This window comes from Acinetobacter sp. Brlt_5, from assembly GCF_051949055.1.
Taxonomy (GTDB): Bacteria; Pseudomonadota; Gammaproteobacteria; order Pseudomonadales; family Moraxellaceae; genus Acinetobacter; species Acinetobacter indicus.
Genome location: NZ_JAYJLP010000007.1, coordinates 70,470 through 89,284 on the forward strand (window position 1 = coordinate 70,470; position 18,815 = coordinate 89,284).

Consider the following 18,815-nt stretch of genomic DNA (forward strand, 5'->3'; position numbering starts at 1 on the left):
GCGTGAATTTTAGTGCTTTTGCTAACGAAATACAAGCCATTGAACAAAGAGCTTGATCACTTATTTCAACCAAAGAGTGAGATGGTAAATTTTGGAAATAAACTTACCTGTAGAAAGTAAGTATCTATAAATGAGCAGGAAAAGAGATCGAAGAAAAGAAAACTGGAATTAGAAGGGGAGTCCCATCTTAAAAGATAGAGAGGGCTCTATCTTTTAAAAGAGGATGATTGAATTTGCAGGAGCTTGCGCAGTAATGCTGAAGCTTAAACTGATCACAGTAATTAAAATTACAGAGAACAGGAAAAAGCGTTTTGCCCACAGCTGATCATTTTCTGCTTTAAAGCCGAGGATGGCAATGTACAGCCAGTAAATACACAGGGCATTTAAAATCAGCAGATATAACCAGTTGGCATATCCAAATACAAATAAGCCATTCATGACCACTGTAAACAGAATCACATAAATTAGCGACTCTACTTTGGTGCGATACACAGAACGCGCCACAGGTAAAATTGGAATACCTGCATTTTTGTAGTCATCGAAGCGGTAAATGGCAATGGCCCAGGAATGCGGCATTTGCCACAGTGCATAGCCCAGAAAAATAATCAGGGCAGCCAGGTCAAACTGGTTTGCAACCGCAGTATAACCAATAACCGGTGGGCTTGCGCCAGAAATACTACCAATAATGGTCTGATGAATGGTGGTGCGTTTGGTCCATAAGCTATAAAAGCCGACATAAACTACAAAACCAATCACGGCAAAAAGGAAAGCGTACGCATTTACCCCAAACCATAAAATGCTAAAACCCAGTACACCCAGCACTAAAGCAAACACTAAAGCAACCGGAACTGAAATGGTTTTTTTTACCATCGCACGATTTTGTGTACGTTGCATTTTTTGGTCGATGTCTTGGTCAATTACGTTATTAACCACACATCCAGATGCCACTACCAGGGTAGTGCCCAGAAGGGTAAGAAGCAGGAGAAGGAAATCTACAGAACCTTGAGTGGCTACAAAGTAGCCACCCAAAGTGGTAACGAAGTTACCGAAGAGAATTCCTGGCTTAGTCAGGAATAAATACTTTTTCAGCATGACAACCAGTTTAGATCATCATGTTGTAGTGAAGGTAGTTCATAATCCATACTGAACCGACTAACAGAATAGCGATACAGAGGATTGTATAAATAAACGCAATCACGTTCCAGCGTTGTTCTGAAGACGAGTTCATGTGCAGGAAGTAAACTAACTGTACAAGAACCTGAGCAACCGCAGTAATCGCAATAACTGTGACCAGCAGACCGCGGCTAAAACCACCTGCCATAACCATACCAAAAGGAATAACGGTTAAAATAACAGACAGGATAAAACCAACAGAGTACTGCTTGAAGTTACCGTGTGATGCGCCAGCAGCGTTGTGATCGTGACCCATTATAGAACTCCCATCAAGTAAACGACGCTGAATACACAGATCCATACGATGTCAAGGAAGTGCCAGAACAAGCTTAGGCAAGCAAGACGACGCATGTTAGGTAGAGTCAAACCATATTTCTTGATTTGAATCATTAACACGATCATCCATACCAGACCTGAAGTAACGTGAATACCGTGCGTACCAACTAAAGTAAAGAACGCAGATAAGAACGCACTAACGCTTGGGCCATGACCAGCGTGAACTAAATGATTGAACTCATATAGTTCCATGCCAATAAAGATCGCACCGAAGATCCATGTGATGCCTAACCAAGTTAAAACTTTAGCAACATCTTTTTTGTATGCAGCCAGAACTGCAAAACCAAAGGTTACTGAAGAGATCAGCAGGGCGAAGGTTTCAGTTAAAACGAAACCTAAAGACTCGCCAAAAAGATCTTTTGCACTTGGAGTACCAACTGGAACGTGGCTGCTTAATACAGCGAATGCAATGAAGAGTGTACCGAAAATGATCAAGTCACTCATCAAGTAAGTCCAGAAACCAAAGACAGTGATGTCAGTATCATCGTGATGATGATGCTCATCGTGTCCGTGGTTGTCGTGATGAAGTACCTCAGCCATTGTCTTAGTCCTTCTTCAAGTGTTTTTCAAGTAAGGCATAACGTTCGTTTTCAATGCGTTCTACTTCTGCTGCAGGAACATAGTAGTCCACTTTCTTCGTGAACGAGCTCACGATGAACGAAATGATAGACGCGATAAACGTTACAACTACTAACCACCAGATGTGCCAGATAAGTGCAAAGCCCATTACTGTGATAAACATAGCAATCACAAAGCCCGCAGCACGGTTGGTTGGCATGTGGATGTCTTCGTACTTCGCTGGTTTCGCGTAAGCTACGCCATTCTCTTTGTCAGTCCAGAAAGTATCAATGCCATTGATCTTTGGAAGATGCGCAAAGTTATAGAACGGAGCAGGAGATGAAGTCGCCCATTCAAGGGTACGGCCATCCCAAGGGTCGCCAGTGTGATCAAGACGCTGGTTACGTTGCAAGAAGCCAACAATGATTTGCATCAAGAAGCATGCAATACCAATGGCAATCATTACCGCACCCACCATCGCGATCATGACATATGGGTCCCAATCTGGGTTGTCATATGTGTTCAGACGACGCGTCATACCCATGAAACCAAGGATATACAGCGGCATGAACGCAAAGTAGAAACCTAAGAACCAGAACCAGAATGCAGCTTTACCCCAAGTCTCATTCAGTCTCCAACCAAACATTTTTGGCCAGTAGTAAATGATACCTGCGAACATCGCGAATACTACACCACCAATAATTACGTTATGGAAGTGAGCAATTAGGAATAAAGAGTTGTGTACCAGGAAGTCCGCTGGTGGAACTGCCATTAATACACCTGTTAAACCGCCGATACCGAAAGTCACAAGGAAGCCAAGTGTCCAAAGCATTGGGGTAGTGTAGGTAATACGACCCTTGTACATGGTGAATAACCAAGAGAAGATTTTCACACCAGTAGGAATCGCAATAATCATGGTCATGATACCGAAGAACGCGTTAACGTTGGCACCTGCACCCATGGTAAAGAAGTGGTGAACCCATACAACGAAAGACAATACAGTAATTGCAACAGTTGCGTACACCATTGATTTGTAACCGAACAACGTTTTGCGAGCAAAAGTTGCAGTTACTTCTGAGTAAATACCAAATGCTGGTAATACCAAGATATAAACTTCAGGGTGACCCCAAGTCCAGATCAGGTTTACATACAACATTGGGCTACCACCCATGTCGTTTGTAAAGAAGTGGAAACCGAAGTAACGGTCAAGCGTTAACATTGCAATTGTTGCAGTTAACACAGGGAACGCAGCAATGATCAATACCGCTGTACATAAAGATGTCCAGGTAAAGATTGGCATGTCCATTAATTTCATGCCAGGCGCACGCATCTTGATGATGGTAACGAAGAAGTTAACACCCGTTAGAAGCGTACCTAAACCGGAGATCTGTAATGCCCAGATGTAGTAGTCCATACCTACGCCTGGAGAGTATTCAATACCTGACAGTGGAGGATAAGCCATCCAGCCTGTTGCAGCGAACTCACCAAGTGCAAGTGAAACCATCATCAGACCCGCAGCACCAGCGAACAGCCAGAAGCTTAAAGAGTTTAATAATGGGAAGGCAACGTCACGAGCACCAATCTGTAAAGGTACAGAGATGTTCATCAAGCCTACTACAAGACCCATTGCCACGAAGAAGATCATGATTACACCGTGCGCGGTGAAGATCTGGTCGTAGTGCTCAGGGTGTAAATAACCTTCGCCACCACCTCGTGCAAGGAATTGCTGAAGACGCATCATGATCGCATCGGCGAAACCACGCAGCAGCATGACCACAGACACGATGATATACATGATACCAATTTTTTTATGGTCTACAGATGTGAACCATTCATTCCACAGGTAACCCCATTTCTTGAAGTAGGTAATACCCGCAACAAGAACGAGACCGCCCAGGATCATCATTACAACTGTAGCCTGTACGATTGGATCGTACGGAATTGCATCTAGTCCTAACTTACCAAACATGTCTTATTCCTCTACAGAAGCAGTCGCATGTTCAACGTTTACATGAGCTTCTGAAGCAGGCGCTTCAAGCGCAGTTTCAGCTTGAGCTGAATGGTCTGCACCATGATAGTTACTCATGTATTTATTGATCACAGATTCAAACAAGCCTTGCTCTACAGAAGAGTAATAAGTCACAGGATGTGGCTGAGTCTTATAAGGACCTTCTGCTTCAGCAGTTGCAGCAAGTTTTTTCTCTAGTTCTGTTTTCGCGTTACGAACCATTGCATCAATTTGTTTCTGTGAACGGTTACCGTCACGTAAAGATGCAAATTCAGCTTGATCTAGAACTGTTTTTTGAACAGCTTCAGGATTGATCGTTGTGCCTTGTCCGGCTTTAACCGCAGTTACCCATTGATCAAAATCAGCTTCAGTTACAGAGTGAGCAAGGAAGCGCATTTGAGAGAAACCGTAACCTGAGTAGTTAGACGAGAAGCCGCGGTATTGACCGGTGCTGTTCGCTAATAGGTTCAGGTGAGTCTGCATACCCGCCATTGCATAAATCTGACCAGACAATGCAGGGATAAAGAACGAGTTCATTGTAAAGTTAGATGTTAAACGAAGGCTTACCGGCGTTTGCTCTGGGAAGCGAATTTCGTTAACAGTCGCAATGTTCTGTTCTGGGTAGATGAAGATCCATTTGAATTGTTCAGCAATAACCTGAACAGTTAATGGAGCCTTATCTGACTCGATTGGACGGTATGGGTCATACTTGTGGGAACCCCACCAAGTTAACCAAGCTAAAATACCAATAATAATAACCGGGATACCCCAAACCACGATTTCAATCGCAGTAGAGTGTGCCCATGTTGGTTTATAGTCTGCATCTTTATTTGATGCGCGATATTTCCAACCAAACCATAATGCCATGATGATTGAAGGAATCACCACTAATAGCATCAAGTAGATCGCAGTCATCATCAGGTTCGATTGACCTTCAGCAACTGGACCTTGCGAGTTTAGAAGTACCATATCACCACCACACCCGGTTAAGAGTGCAGCCATCGTAGATAAAGACAATACAGCTAAAATCGTTTGTCTCATTTTACAACCTCGGTGAAGAGTCCCATTCCCTAATTTAATTATGGGATAGCGATTATAGTGTCGCATGATTGATAAGTATTTTTTTGACGCAAAAATCCTTGTCAATCATGATACACCGCTACGTTGTAGGGCATTATGCCTGATATCGACAAACTAAGCTACTCAAAAAGCGGCTTTAAATGACTGTAATAAAAACCGATTTTATCACTCGGAATTAACTTTTTTACGAAATATTTTTATTTGTATATCAATGTAATGAATAAAAAAGGGATGAAATTTCATCCCTTTTTTGATCTTTTATTTTTCTTGCTTTACGACTTTGGTTTTGGCCAGTTTGTCATGCAAGGTCTGACGTTTTTCACCCAAAGCGAAGATATAATCGGCAATTGTAATAAACGGCATGAATAATAGATTCAAAATAATGAAAACCAGGGTACGCAGCGCAAACACGCGGGTCAGGCCTACTTTGCTGTGGTCTTCAGCGTCGACAATCTTGATTTTGGTTAAACGTTTACCAATACTCTGGCCACTTTTGGCCAGCAGAAACGCCTGAATCCCGAGCATAATCAACAGGTAAATGGCCATCATTTGCCAGGCATCGGCAGGAATCAGGCGAAACAGTTCCGACTGTAATTGCACCGCCTGATCAGAGCTGGTGGCTGACTGCATTTTCTGTTGCAGTTCAGACAGTTGACCAAACTGGTCCTGCGTTAAAAAGAAAGATGGAATGGCGGCAGCCGGTAACCACAGCAACAGGTCAATAATTTTCGCCAGTGCACGCGTACCGATAGAGGCCAGTTCAGTTTGAGTGGCTTTTGCTTGCGGCTGGTTCAGGCTTGAATTGTTATAGCTGGCAGTATTCTGCGGCTGCTGAAACGGTGATGCTTCCGGTGCGGCCGGCGCAGGCTCGTAGCCTTCAGGTTGATATACAAGTTTACCTTGGGTGAGCTCACCTAAAGCTTTCCATTCTGTCATCCCTTGGTGCCATGCAAGATCTGTCAGTAACACTTGCTGGCTGGCAAGCATCTGGTTTACTTGCTCCAGGGTATATGGACCGGCTTGTTGATTATTTCGTGCCAAGTAAATCTGCATAAAGTTTAAATCTCAAATCTATAAATAAAAAAGACCCAATGAATGGGTCTTTTTTAACATGTTTTATTAAGCTTGTTGAGCTTTTTCTTCGGCAAGGAAGAACCAGGTGTCTAATACTGAGTCTGGGTTCAGCGACACAGATTCAATCCCTTGTTCCATCAGCCATTTTGCCAGGTCAGGGTGGTCAGATGGACCTTGACCACAGATGCCGACATATTTACCGGCTTTACGGCAAGCATGAATCGCCATCGACAGCAGGGCTTTTACCGCTGCATCACGTTCATCAAACAGGTGAGAAACAATACCTGAGTCACGGTCTAAACCAAGGGTTAACTGGGTCAAGTCGTTTGAACCGATTGAGAAACCGTCGAAGTGTTCAAGGAATTGCTCAGCCAACAGGGCGTTGGTTGGTAATTCACACATCATGATCACTTTCAGACCATTTTCACCACGTTTCAGGCCATTTTGTGCCAGCAGTTCCATCACACGTTTCGCTTCAGCCACAGTACGTACAAATGGAATCATGATTTGTACGTTGGTTAAGCCCATTTCATCACGGACTTTTTTCAGTGCGCGACATTCAAGCTCGAAGCAGTCACGGAAGTTGTCTGATACATAACGGCTTGCACCACGGAAGCCCAGCATTGGGTTTTCTTCTTCCGGCTCGTATAACTTACCGCCAATCAGGTTGGCATATTCGTTTGATTTGAAGTCAGACATACGCACGATGACTGGCTTGTCTGCAAACGCGGCTGCCAGCGTTGAAATACCTTCCACCAGTTTTTCAACATAGAATTCAACTGGAGAAGTATAACCCGCAGTACGTGCCATTACGGCTGCACGTGTTTCACGTGGCAAGCTGTCAATATTCAGTAATGCTTTTGGATGCACACCGATCATACGGTTAATGATGAACTCAAGACGTGCCAAACCAATGCCTTCGTTTGGAATTTGCGCGAAGTCAAACGCACGGTCCGGGTTACCCACGTTCATCATGATCTTGAATGGCAGCGCAGGCATCGACTCGATTGAGTTACGTTGTACTTCAAAATCTAAAGCACCTTCGTAAATGAAACCGGTATCACCTTCAGCACAAGATACTGTCACTTCCTGACCGTCAGTCAAGACTTCAGTGGCATTACCACAACCCACAATTGCAGGAACACCTAATTCACGCGCAATAATCGCAGCGTGACAGGTACGACCACCACGGTTCGTGACAATGGCAGCGGCACGTTTCATCACTGGTTCCCAATCCGGGTCGGTCATGTCAGAAACCAGTACATCACCGTCTTGGACTTTGTCCATTTCTTTAATCGAGGTTACGATGCGAACTTTACCAGACCCGATACGCTGACCAATTGAACGGCCTTCACACAATACCGTGCCGCGTTGTTTCAGCAGGTAACGCTCCATGGTGCCCACGTTTTGACGACTTTTCACTGTTTCCGGACGCGCCTGAACAATGTAAATTAAACCGTCATCACCATCTTTGGCCCATTCGATGTCCATTGGTGCACCGTAGTGCTCTTCAATGATTAACGCCTGTTTTGCCAGTTCTTGCAGTTCGTGATCGTTTAAGGCGAACTGTTGACGGTCGGCTTTTTCAACATCAACCACAACCACAGATTTACCAGCCGCACCTTCTTCACCATAAATCATTTTCTGGTGTTTAGAACCGAGGTTACGACGTAGAACTGCGTGTTTACCTGCTCTTAACAGTGGCTTAGAGATATAGAATTCGTCCGGGTTGACCGCACCTTGTACCACCATTTCACCCAGACCGTAAGAAGCCGTAATAAAGACTGCATCACGGAAACCAGATTCTGTATCCAGGGTGAACATTACACCTGCGGCACCTGTTTCTGAGCGCACCATGCGTTGTACGCCAGCAGACAGGGCAACAACATCATGGTCAAAGTTTTGGTGTACGCGGTAAGAAATTGCGCGGTCGTTGTACAAAGAGGCAAATACTTCTTTAATGGCAATCAGGACGTTGTCGATGCCACGGATGTTCAGGAAAGTTTCCTGTTGACCCGCGAAAGAAGCATCTGGCAAATCTTCTGCGGTAGCAGATGAACGAACGGCAACCGCGATGTCAGGGTTGCCGTTAGAAAGTTCTGCGAAAGCATCGCGGATTTCTTTTTCAAGTTCTGCCGTAAGCGGAGTGTCGACAATCCATTGACGGATTTTTGCGCCTGTCTCAGCAAGAGCATTGACGTCATCTACATTTAACGTTTTAAGCTCGGCTTGAATTTTAGCGTTTAGGCCACTTTGCTCGAGAAATTCACGATAAGCTTGAGCCGTTGTCGCAAAGCCACCTGGTACAGAGACGCCAGCATTAGACAAATGGCTGATCATTTCGCCCAGAGATGAGTTTTTCCCACCTACGAGCTCAACGTCGTGTTTCCCTAATTTTTCTAGACCAATTACGCGCGCTTCCAAAGTTGTTACTCCACTTTTGCAGTATTAATCACTATCTTGTCATGAAATTATATTGAATATGCTTAGCTTTTTAATTTAACTAAGCGACAGTCATGTAAGATCAGTTTACTATAAAGATTATATAGCACTAAGACAAATGTTTAAGGAGAATTTTAATGTCCGAAGGTAAACAAATTAAGCGGAGTGTGTTCTTTATTTCCGATGGAACCGCAATTACAGCCGAAACCTTGGGACACTCCCTTTTAGCGCAGTTTCCGAATGTCGATTTTGACATTCATATTATTCCCTATATTAGCTCGGAAGAAGCAGCCACCGATGTGGTGTCAGAAATTAACCGACGTGCCGAATTAGATGGTCAGCCGCCACTGGTATTTGATACTTTGGTCGATCCGTATGTGCGCGATATTATCAACACCGCCAATGCCGTCAATCTGGACGTATTTGAGGGGCTGATCAGCAAACTGGCCGATGTGCTGGGCACACAGCCAACCACGCTGGTGGGGCAGACCCATGCTGTAACTGATTCAGAATCGTATAAAGCACGTATTGATGCGGTGCATTTTGCTTTGGACAATGATGATGGTGCGCGTACCCGTCACTATGACAAAGCTGATCTGATTCTCATTGGCGTATCCCGTTCCGGTAAAACCCCAACCTCGATTTATTTGTCATTACAGTTTGGTATACGTGTGGCCAACTATCCACTGACCGAAGAAGATCTGGATGATAACCGTTTGCCAGCCGTGTTGCGCCCACATAAACATAAATTATTTGGTTTGATGATTGATGCCGAGCGTCTGGTGGCAATTCGTACCGAACGTAAGGCCAATAGCCGTTATGCCAGCTTTAACCAGTGCCAGATGGAATTACGCGCCATTGAAGGCATTTATATTTCTGAAGGGATTAAATACCTGAATGTGTCTGAAATGTCGATTGAAGAAATTTCGACCCGTGTCCTGCAAATGACCGGTCTGAAACGTCGTATTGGTTAAGTAATTGTGGTTAACACTGGAATACTGCAGGCTGCAGTATTCCAGTGGATATTAGACTGAAATCAAATTCAAAAACTAAAAAAACGGTCTAAAATCCTATTTCATCCACTGCTCTAATCGACTTGAAAATTAATAACACTTTTCTCTTAATTTACCGCTCTTTTAATTTACCGCTCTTTTAATTTACTTGTACCTGTATTTACTTTTCTGGATTACGGTGGGTGGTAATAATTACATCGACCTTATATTCACTGCCATCAATGGTATAAATACTGTGTTCTGCAATTCGGGCAATGGGCCAGGTAATTAACTGACAGTTGTCGCGTTGCAGCGCAGCATAATAACTGTCCGATTTAAAATAGGCGTGCTGGGTATCGGCAATATTCGGGGTCAGCTGACGTTTTAGCCAGGTATCTACCACTTGCGCATCTAAAAAGCGCAAGGCCAGAATATTCTTGACCCGGTTATTAAACAGCCGGCGGTTTTTAAATACCAGCGGATGGCTGATTAAACGATGGATACCGCGTTCGGTACTTGGTAATACAAAGTGCGGTTCAATCTGAAAGACTTTGACCTGACTGGCGACCTGGGCAATTTTGTCCAGCTGCGAGACACTGTCCTGATTGGCACCAATAATCGCCACGCTGCGTTGACTGAAGTCATGCTGTTTACTGTCTTTGGCACTGATGCAAAGCCCCTGAAAGGCATGAAAGTCTGCTGCACAATTTTCAAATACGCTTTTGCCGGTATCCTGCTGTTTAACGACCATGAGGGCATCCTTTCATTCTTGGTTTTATCAATTTAGATGTTTTACTCTATTTTTAGTCAGCTCTTGCTGGAAGGTAAAGCGCTTTAACTATCTGGCCAGTCATTTCGGTCACGGTGACTAAAATATCGGTGCAGGATGGGGCGAGAATAGATTCACCATCACAATAAAAAAGCCTGCAAATCCATATGGTTTACAGGCGCCATCACAGCTCGATGAAACTTATTTGAGCTGCATCAGGTAGTCAAAGTTTTGCAGACGTTTTTCAGTGTCATAGACATCACAGGTAAAGATAAACTCATCGACCTCATAACGGCTCAATAACTGTTCTAAGCCAGCTTTAACAGTCGCCGGTGAGCCAATTTGCCCCATGGCATAGAAGTTATCGACTGACATTTTTTCAGCCGGTGACCATAAACCGTCCATGCTGGCGACTGGCGCTTTTAATTTCAGGCTCTGACCACGCATTAAACCTAAGACCCGCTGATAGGCACTGGTAGCCAAAAACTGCGCTTCTTCATCGGTGGCCGCCACGACCGTTGGCACGCCCATCGATACATAAGGCCGATCTAGATATTCAGACGGCTGGAAGTTATCCCGATACAGCTGAATGGCCTGACCGAGCATCCGCGGCGCAAAGTGTGAGGCAAACGAGTAGGGCAGACCCAATCGGGCTGCCAGCTGGGCACTAAACAGGCTGGAACCGAGTAACCAGACCGGAACATGGGTGCCTTGTCCCGGCGTCGCTACAATGCGTTGCTGCGGTTCAGGTTCTTTGAAATAGTGCAGAATTTCCAGCACATCTTGCGGGAACTGGTCTTCAGTTTCCTGACGGCTACGGCGCAAGGCACGCATGGTGGTCTGATCGGTGCCGGGCGCACGACCAAGACCCAGCTCAATCCGGTCCGGATAGAGTGTAGCCAGTGTACCGAACTGTTCTGCCACCACTAAAGGGGCGTGGTTGGGCAACATAATCCCGCCAGAACCCACTTTTAAAGTCTGGGTGTTGGCCAGAATATAGCCGAGCAGCACCGCTGTGGCCGAGCTGGCAATTCCGTCCATATTATGATGTTCAGCCAGCCAGAAGCGGGCATAGCCCAGTTTTTCTGCCCGTTGCGCCAGCTCTAGCGCATGATGCAGGGAAAATTGAATGGTTTTATCGTCACGAACCGGTGCCAGTTCCAGAATGGAAAATTGTGTGTCTTTTAAACTGCGCATTGGCGTTCTCTATTCACATATCTATGGCTCACAGCATACGTTGTGTCCCGATGTTTGTATATCGCTTTTTTTCGATATAAGGTTTCATCGTGTAAAACAACACAAGCACCCGAAGGTGCTTGTGATAGGTTTAGATTCTGAACTTTGAAATTAACGGCGTTTTCCGTTTTTATAATGACCCAGATGCAGGCCATTATTACTGCGGTAACGGTCATTATAACGATAGTCGTTGTAACGGTAGCCACGGCTGTCGTAGCGACGATCATAACGGTCATCATAACGGCGATCTTCGCTGACTTTGGTACCTAATACTGCACCGGCACCACCACCTAAGGCTGCGCCAATATAGCCGCCATTGCTGCCAGCCATGTTTTTACCGACGCTATAACCACCGGCACTGCCTAAAGCGGCACCAATAGCTGCACCATTGCGGTCACGTTTATCGGCAGAGACTGCTGCACCACCGGCACCACCCAAGGCAGAACCAATTAACGCACCGGTTGAGCCGCCCATTTGCTGGCCAATGGCTGCACCGACCACACCACCTAAAGCGGAACCTACTGCGACACGGGTGTTGTTGTCGGCGTATGCTGTACCCATCATAAGTGCTGAGCTGGCCAGTACTGTACTCAATAAAATTTTGTTGATCTTCATGGTTACACTCCAAAGAGCACATTCAATTTGTCTTGACTTTAATGTAGAAAAACTTTGAGAAAAGATCGTGGAGGGCACAGGTGTCAAAATGCTAATTTTGGTCAACACTGTGTAATTTTTCTGTCGAATCTCTTCATAATTGCCTCCTCATCCATCTACTGAAAAAATGAAATCCCAGGCGTAAAAAAAGCATCCTGAAGATGCTTTTTTACAAGGGGAGAATTAACGACGACGTTTTTTCTTCCATTTACGTTCCTGGTAACGGTCGTATTCTTTATCTTTGGAAATCTTGTTACCCAGCGCTGCACCACCGGCTGCACCGAGCGCTGCACCAATATAACCACCATTCGTACCGCCCATGTTCTGACCCACGGTATAACCCGCACCGCCACCTAAGGCACCGCCAATGGCAGATTCAGTACGATGGCGTTTGTTACTGGCTACAGCTGCGCCACCTGCACCACCTAAAGCCGCACCAATGGTTGCACCCGTGGTACCGCCCATGTTTTTACCTAAGGCTGTACCTGCGACACTACCTAAGGCACTGGCTGCAGCTACACGGGTCGCATTGTCAGCATGTGCATTCACCGTCATGAAAGAAGTGGCAGCAAGCGTTGCACTTAATAAAACAGCATTGAGTTTCATATTCACTCCATGTCCAAGAGCGGACTTTTTAATGTCATTTGATGGCAGTAAATGTAACAAAAGGATTCCCTGCAAATATGGAGAGGCACCTTCATAATTCAGTGCTTTGGTTTCGGCTTTGTATAAGTTGTATTAAAACTGTCGATTTTATCGGCAGCCCAGACTTTAAATTGAAAGAGGCAGGATGCATCTCTTGCACGCTGTAGCGTATTTGCCGGATTTGACCATCAACCACGCAGTTTCTGCTACGAATAAAGATGTTATTTGCTGGCCAGAATCGTTAAACTATGGCAATTTTTTGATTTCGCTGGCCTTATTGAATTAGGGCGACAGCCTGTATATTGAGATAATTTGCACAATGAAAGAATCGTTACGTTTACGATTAGATCAACTTTCTGACCGTCACGAAGAATTAACAGCACTCTTGGCCGATGCTGAAGTCATTTCCGATAACAAACGCTTTCGCCAGCTGTCGCGCGAACACAATGACCTGAGCGAAATTACCGAAGTCTGGGGCAAATATACCCAGGCCGAAGCCGATATTGAAACGGCTGAAGCAATGCTGTCCGATCCTGACTTTAAAGAGATGGCGCAGGAAGAGATCAAGGAAAACAAGGCACTGATTGAACAGCTGGAAGCGGATTTAAACATCCTGATGATTCCTAAAGATCCGAATGATGCCAACTCGGCCTATCTGGAAATTCGTGCCGGCACCGGTGGTGATGAAGCAGCAATTTTCTCCGGCGATTTATTCCGCATGTACAGCAAATATGCCGAATCTCAAGGCTGGCGTATTGAAGTGCTGTCAGAAAACGAAGGCGAACACGGCGGCTATAAAGAAGTGATTTGTCTGGTTAATGGTGACGGGGTCTATGGCCGCCTGAAATTTGAAAGTGGCGCACATCGTGTCCAGCGTGTTCCGACAACTGAATCGCAAGGCCGTGTACATACGTCCGCCTGTACCGTGGCTATTTTGCCTGAAATTGATGTCGATACCACGGTGGATATTAACCCGGCAGATTTACGTATTGATACCTACCGCGCTTCGGGTGCCGGTGGTCAGCACGTCAACAAAACTGACTCTGCGGTGCGTATTACCCATATTCCAACCGGCACGGTGGTGGAATGTCAGGAAGAGCGTTCGCAGCACAAGAACAAAGCCAAAGCCATGGCCTTATTGGCCTCGCGTCTGGAAAATGCCAAACGTGCCGCAGCAGATGCCGCCACTTCGGAAATGCGTCGTGACCTGGTCGGTTCCGGCGACCGTTCCGAGCGTATTCGCACCTATAACTATCCGCAAGGGCGGATGACCGATCATCGTATTAACTTAACTTTATATAAGTTAGATGCAGTGATGGAAGGTGATTTAACCGAATTGCTGGACAGCCTGCACCGTGAATATCAGGCCGATCAGCTGGCGTTACTTGCCCAGCAAAATGGTGGCTAATGAAAATTGCCGATGCACTGGCCATTCGTGGCGTAGCAGACAGCTACGAACGTCAGGAAAATCTCTGGCTACTGGAGCATATTCTAGGTTTATCTGCCTTGGCGCTGAAATATCAGGCCGATCGTGAGCTAAGCCCAGAACAGGAACAGCAATATCTTGCGGGTATTGCCCGGATTGAAGCAGGTGAACCCTTGGCCTATGTCACCGGTTCACAGCCATTCTGGACACTGGATTTAAAAGTCACACCAGATACCCTGGTGCCAAGACCAGATACCGAAGTACTGGTAGAAAGCTGTTTGCAACTGGATTTACCGGCACAAGCGGCGATTATCGACTTGGGTACCGGCACCGGTGCGATTGCCTTGGCCTTGGCATCGGAACGTCCGGATTGGCAGGTGACTGCAACCGATATTTATCCGCCGACTCTGGCGGTTGCCAAAAAAAATGCGCAGACGCATAACTTGGAGCGGGTAGAGTTTAAGCTGGGCGCCTGGTTTGCTGCTTTAGGCGTTTCTGCCGAGCCGAGGTTTGATCTGATTGTGTCGAATCCACCGTATATTGCGGCTGATGATGTACATATGAAAGATTTGGCCACCGAACCTGAACGGGCCTTAGTGGCGGCCAAGCAGGGCTTATCTGATCTTGAGATTATTATTCAGCAAGGCAAGCACTGGTTAAAACCGCAAGGCTGGATTGCTGTAGAGCATGGTTATGATCAGGCAGTAGCTGTGCAAAATATCTTTAACGATGCCGGTTTTGTTGCGGTACGCACCATTCTGGATTATGGCGGTAATGATCGGGTGACTATCGGCCAACTCGGCGATTAAGTCAGGTTGCCTTTAATCGCCTGAATGGCCGGAGGTAATTCTTCACCCAAGGCACTCAGCATTTCCCGTTCGATTAGCCGGACCATGGCACTCAGTGGCAGGTCATTGTCTTGCAGGCCAAACGGTTCTTCCAGTTGTTCGCTTAAGGCATCCAAACCCAAAAACAGATAGGCAATTAATCCCACCAGAATGGGGGTCCAGATGCCTAAATTCGCCTCTAAACTAAAAGGCAGAATAAAGCAGAAACAGTACACGGTACGGTGTAGCAGTACCGAATACGAAAACGGCAAAGGTGTGGTCAGAATCCGGTCACAACCGGCCTGAATATCCCCTAAGCTGATAATGTGCTTGTTCAGGCCATGATAGACAATATCTGACAGTTCGCCGCTGTGCAGGGCCTTGACCAGATCTTTCTGAATCTGTTCCAGAATAAACTGGGCGGCATTAATATGCCCAAACAGCGCCTGATAATCGGCCGGGCTTAAATTGACCTTGTTATGATAAAAATCAATCGGCTCATTCTGGGTGCGCAGCCGGTTTTTCAGTAAATTGCTAAACAGCATTACCCGATACATCAGCACCTGACGTTCGGCGGGCGGCAACACATAGGAATCACGGGCAAGATGGCGTGAGGTGGCAATCAGCTGCCCCCATAATTTGCGGCCTTCCCACCAGCGTTCATAACTGGCAGTATTTCTGAAACTGAGGAAAATCGACAGGATAACCCCGAAAATGGTAAAGCCAATCGCGGGCACGGCCGGCGCCTGTACATAATGATGCGAGGACAGATAGACCAGCACGGTGGAAATGAACACCACCATCATTAAGGCCGGCATGACCTTGGGCAAGATGGTGCCTGACCATGCAAAAAGTAATGCGAAACTGTTGCTTTTATCCCGAATAATCATAGTGCTTCTGCGCGGATGCTCAGCCGTAGTGTTCCATAGCCGGACAAGGCAATGCAAGCCGTATACGTTGGGATGATTCAGTATAATCCAGTCAAAAAAAGTGACGCCGTAGCGTCACTTGAATAAGGCGTTGGGTAACTGCTCAAGATTTACATTGGATAATCTTGCAGGCAGTCAGATACTTCCACTTGAGCCAGGCTATTGGTTTCTAAAGCCAGACATAGCGCTACAATTTTTGCTGTTTCACTCAGGTTTTCATCTTTAAGTGCCAGGCCCGCTTGTAAGGCGTGCAGATCTTCCTGAGGAATATCTAGGGCTTGTGCCGCTTCTAGCGCATCTTCACGATCAAAAAATGCCGCCATCGCATTACGTAACTGATCTTCAGAGGTGTTGAGAATGCCTTGATTCAGCAATTCATCAAGTTGCTCTGAGGGAGTAGAAAGTGCGTGATTAAAATTTTGAACCAGATTTTGTGCAAGCACATCAATCATCTTAAGCATGGGAACCTCTAAAGATGGAGTACAACAAGGAGGAGGAGGGATTACAGCCAAAATTGCATAGAATCTATGCGATAAATTGAGTGAAAATTAATCTATTTTGGTGTGATTGGCAATGCTGTTACGATGAATGACCGGTTCAAATACTGCACTTGAAATGCCAAGTGCTTCATATTGCAACTTATATTTAAAAGTTCTGAGTTAAAAATATCAGCATAAATAACGGCTAGCTTTGATTCTGCCGATAGGCCCCGGGATTTAAGCCAGTCCACTTTTTAAAAGCACGGTGAAAGGCGCTTGGATCATGAAAATTCAGCCGTTCACTAATATCTTGTAGCGATAGCTCGGTTTTTGAGAGCAGTTCAATCGCGGTATCGCGGCGGATTTCATTTTTCAGTTGCTGATAGCTGGTGCCTTCCTGTTTTAAGCGGCGCTGAAAAGTGGCGCCTGACATATTCAGTTGTCGGGTCAGTTCATGCAGTTCCAGCCATTCACTTGGCGGACGCTGCATCAGTTGTTTACGAATCATCGTGCTTAAGGCATGTGGATTTTTAAAACGCACCAGCAGGTTATACGGGGTTTGCTGTAAAAAGCGTTTCCAGCTGCGCTCATCCTGCTTGATTTTTAGACCCAAAGCCTGCGCATCAAAATAGATCCGGTTGGCGGGTTGTTCATAGCGAATGCTTTCACAAAATCGCACCCGATAATCTGCATCATCGTTTGGAGCGGAGCATTTCAGCTCGATTTTTTGAATGGCAATGCGCTGTCCACTGAGCCAGCAGATCAGGCTATGTATCAGCATCAAATATGTTGCATAACTGAACATGGCTTTGGGCTGCGCCCGATCATGAATGGTCAGCACAGCAGTATCTTCGTTAAGCTGTAATTCCCCGCACAGATCATCCAGAATCAGGTTGAAAAACTTTAGAATCTCTTTCAGGGCGGTTTCAACCGTGTCGGCAGAGTAGACCCATTTGGACAATAAACGATAACTGCCACGGCGTAGCGGATGACTGTCCATGCCAAAAAACTCATCATTCATGGCATCGGCTAGGGCAATCCACAGCTGCCCATATTGCAGCACCGACACCCGGGCTTTGGCCGAATGCATCAGCTCCAGCGGAATACCGGCTCGGGTCAGAATGGCGTGAATTTCCACGCCTTGCTGCTGGGCGGCTTGCAGTGCTTCATGCACCAGTGCAATGGAAATGGTGCCTTTACTATAATGCAGATGGGATGGTGTCATCGCGTGTCTATTCAATTTAAAATTATGTTAAAAATGCTATTGTTCAAAGGCATCATGCAGGATGCTGTATTTGGAAATTGTACTCAAGCTGGAGTCTGATTACTCTGCATCTTAAGTCGAGTATGTGTCATTGATAGCAAAACTATTTGGGAAAATAAAATGAAGATTCAAGGAAAAGTATGTGTGGTTACCGGTGGTGCATCTGGTTTGGGTGCTGCTACTGCACAGTATCTGGTGGAGCAGGGGGCCAATGTCATTCTGGTCGATATGAACCAGGAGCTGGGCACACAAATGGCACAGCAATTGGGTGAAAAAGCCCAGTTTAAGGCGCTGGATGTGACCGATGAAGCCGCGGTAGAGCAATTCTTTGCCGAGATTGAGCAGCACTATGGCCAGTTAAATGGCCTGGTCAACTGTGCCGGCATCGCACCTTCAGCCAAAGTGCTGGGCAAAGAAGGCTTACATAGCTTAAGCATGTTCCAGAAAGTGCTGGACATTAATGTCAGTGGCAGCTTTAACATGATTCGTTTTGCTGCGCAGCTGATGGCTAAATATCAACTTCAAGCCGGTGAAGAAGAGCGCGGTGTGATTGTCAATACCGCTTCAGTGGCGGCGTATGAAGGCCAGATTGGTCAGGCGGCCTATTCTGCGTCCAAAGGCGCGATTGTGGCGATGACCTTGCCGCTAGCCCGTGAACTGGCCCGTGAATCAATCCGTGTGATGACCATTGCACCGGGGATTATGGAAACACCAATGCTGAAAGCCTTTCCACAGCATGTGCAGGATGCTTTGGGGCAGATGGTGCCATATCCACCGCGTCTGGCTAAGCCACATGAATTTGCCCAGTTGGTAGGACAGATTTTTGAAAATGGCTATTTGAATGGTGAGGTGATTCGTCTGGATGGTGCGATCCGGATGCAGCCTAAATAAGTACAATGCTTAAAAAAGCAGCCCTTTGCTGG

Annotated in this window: 18 protein-coding genes; 4 read left to right on the forward strand and 14 right to left on the reverse strand. The window is 46.0% G+C overall.

From position 1 onward, the window contains the following. Positions 1–213: 213 nt before the first annotated feature. From cyoE to ppsA, 7 genes are all read right to left on the reverse strand, one after another. Positions 214–1,092: a heme o synthase gene (gene cyoE / locus VF685_RS06475; RefSeq protein WP_286385003.1), complete on the reverse strand. Its 879-nt coding sequence runs from the start codon at positions 1,090–1,092 to the stop codon at positions 214–216. A gap of 10 nt (positions 1,093–1,102) precedes the next feature. Then, positions 1,103–1,432: a cytochrome o ubiquinol oxidase subunit IV gene (locus VF685_RS06480; RefSeq protein WP_171065104.1), complete on the reverse strand. Its 330-nt coding sequence runs from the start codon at positions 1,430–1,432 to the stop codon at positions 1,103–1,105. Beyond that, a complete protein-coding gene (cyoC, locus tag VF685_RS06485) occupies positions 1,429–2,049 on the reverse strand; it encodes a cytochrome o ubiquinol oxidase subunit III (protein ID WP_005178726.1) in 621 nt (206 codons plus the stop codon). Before cyoC ends, VF685_RS06480 begins: the two co-directional genes overlap by 4 nt. A 4-nt stretch (positions 2,050–2,053) precedes the next feature. After that, positions 2,054–4,036, reverse strand: a complete 1,983-nt coding sequence (gene cyoB / locus VF685_RS06490; protein ID WP_127798741.1) for a cytochrome o ubiquinol oxidase subunit I — start codon at positions 4,034–4,036, stop codon at positions 2,054–2,056. A gap of 3 nt (positions 4,037–4,039) precedes the next feature. Then, a complete protein-coding gene (gene cyoA / locus VF685_RS06495) occupies positions 4,040–5,116 on the reverse strand; it encodes a ubiquinol oxidase subunit II (protein ID WP_005178724.1) in 1,077 nt (358 codons plus the stop codon). A gap of 297 nt (positions 5,117–5,413) precedes the next feature. Next, positions 5,414–6,208, reverse strand: a complete 795-nt coding sequence (locus VF685_RS06500) for an RDD family protein (protein WP_075166879.1) — start codon at positions 6,206–6,208, stop codon at positions 5,414–5,416. A 66-nt stretch (positions 6,209–6,274) separates the two neighbouring features. Further along, positions 6,275–8,653, reverse strand: coding sequence for a phosphoenolpyruvate synthase (ppsA, locus tag VF685_RS06505; protein WP_005178721.1), 2,379 nt, complete (start codon positions 8,651–8,653; stop codon positions 6,275–6,277). A 155-nt stretch (positions 8,654–8,808) separates the two neighbouring features. Between ppsA and ppsR the strand changes: the two genes are divergently transcribed. After that, on the forward strand, positions 8,809–9,645 hold the full coding sequence (ppsR, locus tag VF685_RS06510) for a posphoenolpyruvate synthetase regulatory kinase/phosphorylase PpsR (protein WP_127801219.1): 837 nt from the start codon (positions 8,809–8,811) through the stop codon (positions 9,643–9,645). A 199-nt stretch (positions 9,646–9,844) separates the two neighbouring features. Here ppsR and VF685_RS06515 read toward each other — a convergent pair whose 3' ends face one another. The 4 genes from VF685_RS06515 to VF685_RS06530 all read right to left on the reverse strand — a co-directional run bounded on the left by VF685_RS06515 (position 9,845) and on the right by VF685_RS06530 (position 12,928). Further along, positions 9,845–10,414, reverse strand: coding sequence for a hypothetical protein (locus VF685_RS06515; RefSeq protein WP_005178717.1), 570 nt, complete (start codon positions 10,412–10,414; stop codon positions 9,845–9,847). A gap of 219 nt (positions 10,415–10,633) precedes the next feature. Further along, entirely contained in the window at positions 10,634–11,629 is a 996-nt protein-coding gene (locus VF685_RS06520; RefSeq protein WP_286385002.1) for an LLM class flavin-dependent oxidoreductase, read from the reverse strand. A gap of 150 nt (positions 11,630–11,779) precedes the next feature. Next, the gene (locus tag VF685_RS06525) at positions 11,780–12,283 is read right to left on the reverse strand and encodes a hypothetical protein (protein WP_440203593.1); all 504 of its coding nucleotides are present in this window, start codon (positions 12,281–12,283) and stop codon (positions 11,780–11,782) included. A 222-nt stretch (positions 12,284–12,505) separates the two neighbouring features. Further along, positions 12,506–12,928, reverse strand: coding sequence for a glycine zipper domain-containing protein (locus tag VF685_RS06530; RefSeq protein WP_005178713.1), 423 nt, complete (start codon positions 12,926–12,928; stop codon positions 12,506–12,508). A 358-nt stretch (positions 12,929–13,286) separates the two neighbouring features. Between VF685_RS06530 and prfA the strand changes: the two genes are divergently transcribed. Further along, positions 13,287–14,375, forward strand: a complete 1,089-nt coding sequence (prfA, locus tag VF685_RS06535; RefSeq protein WP_163170221.1) for a peptide chain release factor 1 — start codon at positions 13,287–13,289, stop codon at positions 14,373–14,375. Next, on the forward strand, positions 14,375–15,202 hold the full coding sequence (prmC, locus tag VF685_RS06540; RefSeq protein WP_163170220.1) for a peptide chain release factor N(5)-glutamine methyltransferase: 828 nt from the start codon (positions 14,375–14,377) through the stop codon (positions 15,200–15,202). Before prfA ends, prmC begins: the two co-directional genes overlap by 1 nt. Here prmC and VF685_RS06545 read toward each other — a convergent pair. From VF685_RS06545 to VF685_RS06555, 3 genes are all read right to left on the reverse strand, one after another. Then, complete coding sequence (locus VF685_RS06545) at positions 15,199–16,110, reverse strand: bestrophin family protein (protein WP_005178708.1); 912 nt, start codon at positions 16,108–16,110, stop codon at positions 15,199–15,201. The two genes, prmC and VF685_RS06545, sit on opposite strands and share 4 nt — an antisense overlap. A gap of 149 nt (positions 16,111–16,259) precedes the next feature. Then, positions 16,260–16,610 (reverse strand): hypothetical protein, encoded by a 351-nt coding sequence (locus VF685_RS06550; RefSeq protein ID WP_163141782.1) that lies wholly within the window; start codon positions 16,608–16,610, stop codon positions 16,260–16,262. 223 nt (positions 16,611–16,833) lie between these two features. Further along, positions 16,834–17,853, reverse strand: a complete 1,020-nt coding sequence (locus VF685_RS06555; RefSeq protein ID WP_286384998.1) for an AraC family transcriptional regulator — start codon at positions 17,851–17,853, stop codon at positions 16,834–16,836. Between the two features lie 159 nt (positions 17,854–18,012). Between VF685_RS06555 and VF685_RS06560 the strand changes: the two genes are divergently transcribed. Further along, the gene (locus VF685_RS06560) at positions 18,013–18,783 is read left to right on the forward strand and encodes a 3-hydroxyacyl-CoA dehydrogenase (protein WP_005178702.1); all 771 of its coding nucleotides are present in this window, start codon (positions 18,013–18,015) and stop codon (positions 18,781–18,783) included. The last annotated feature ends 32 nt before the right edge of the window (positions 18,784–18,815 follow it).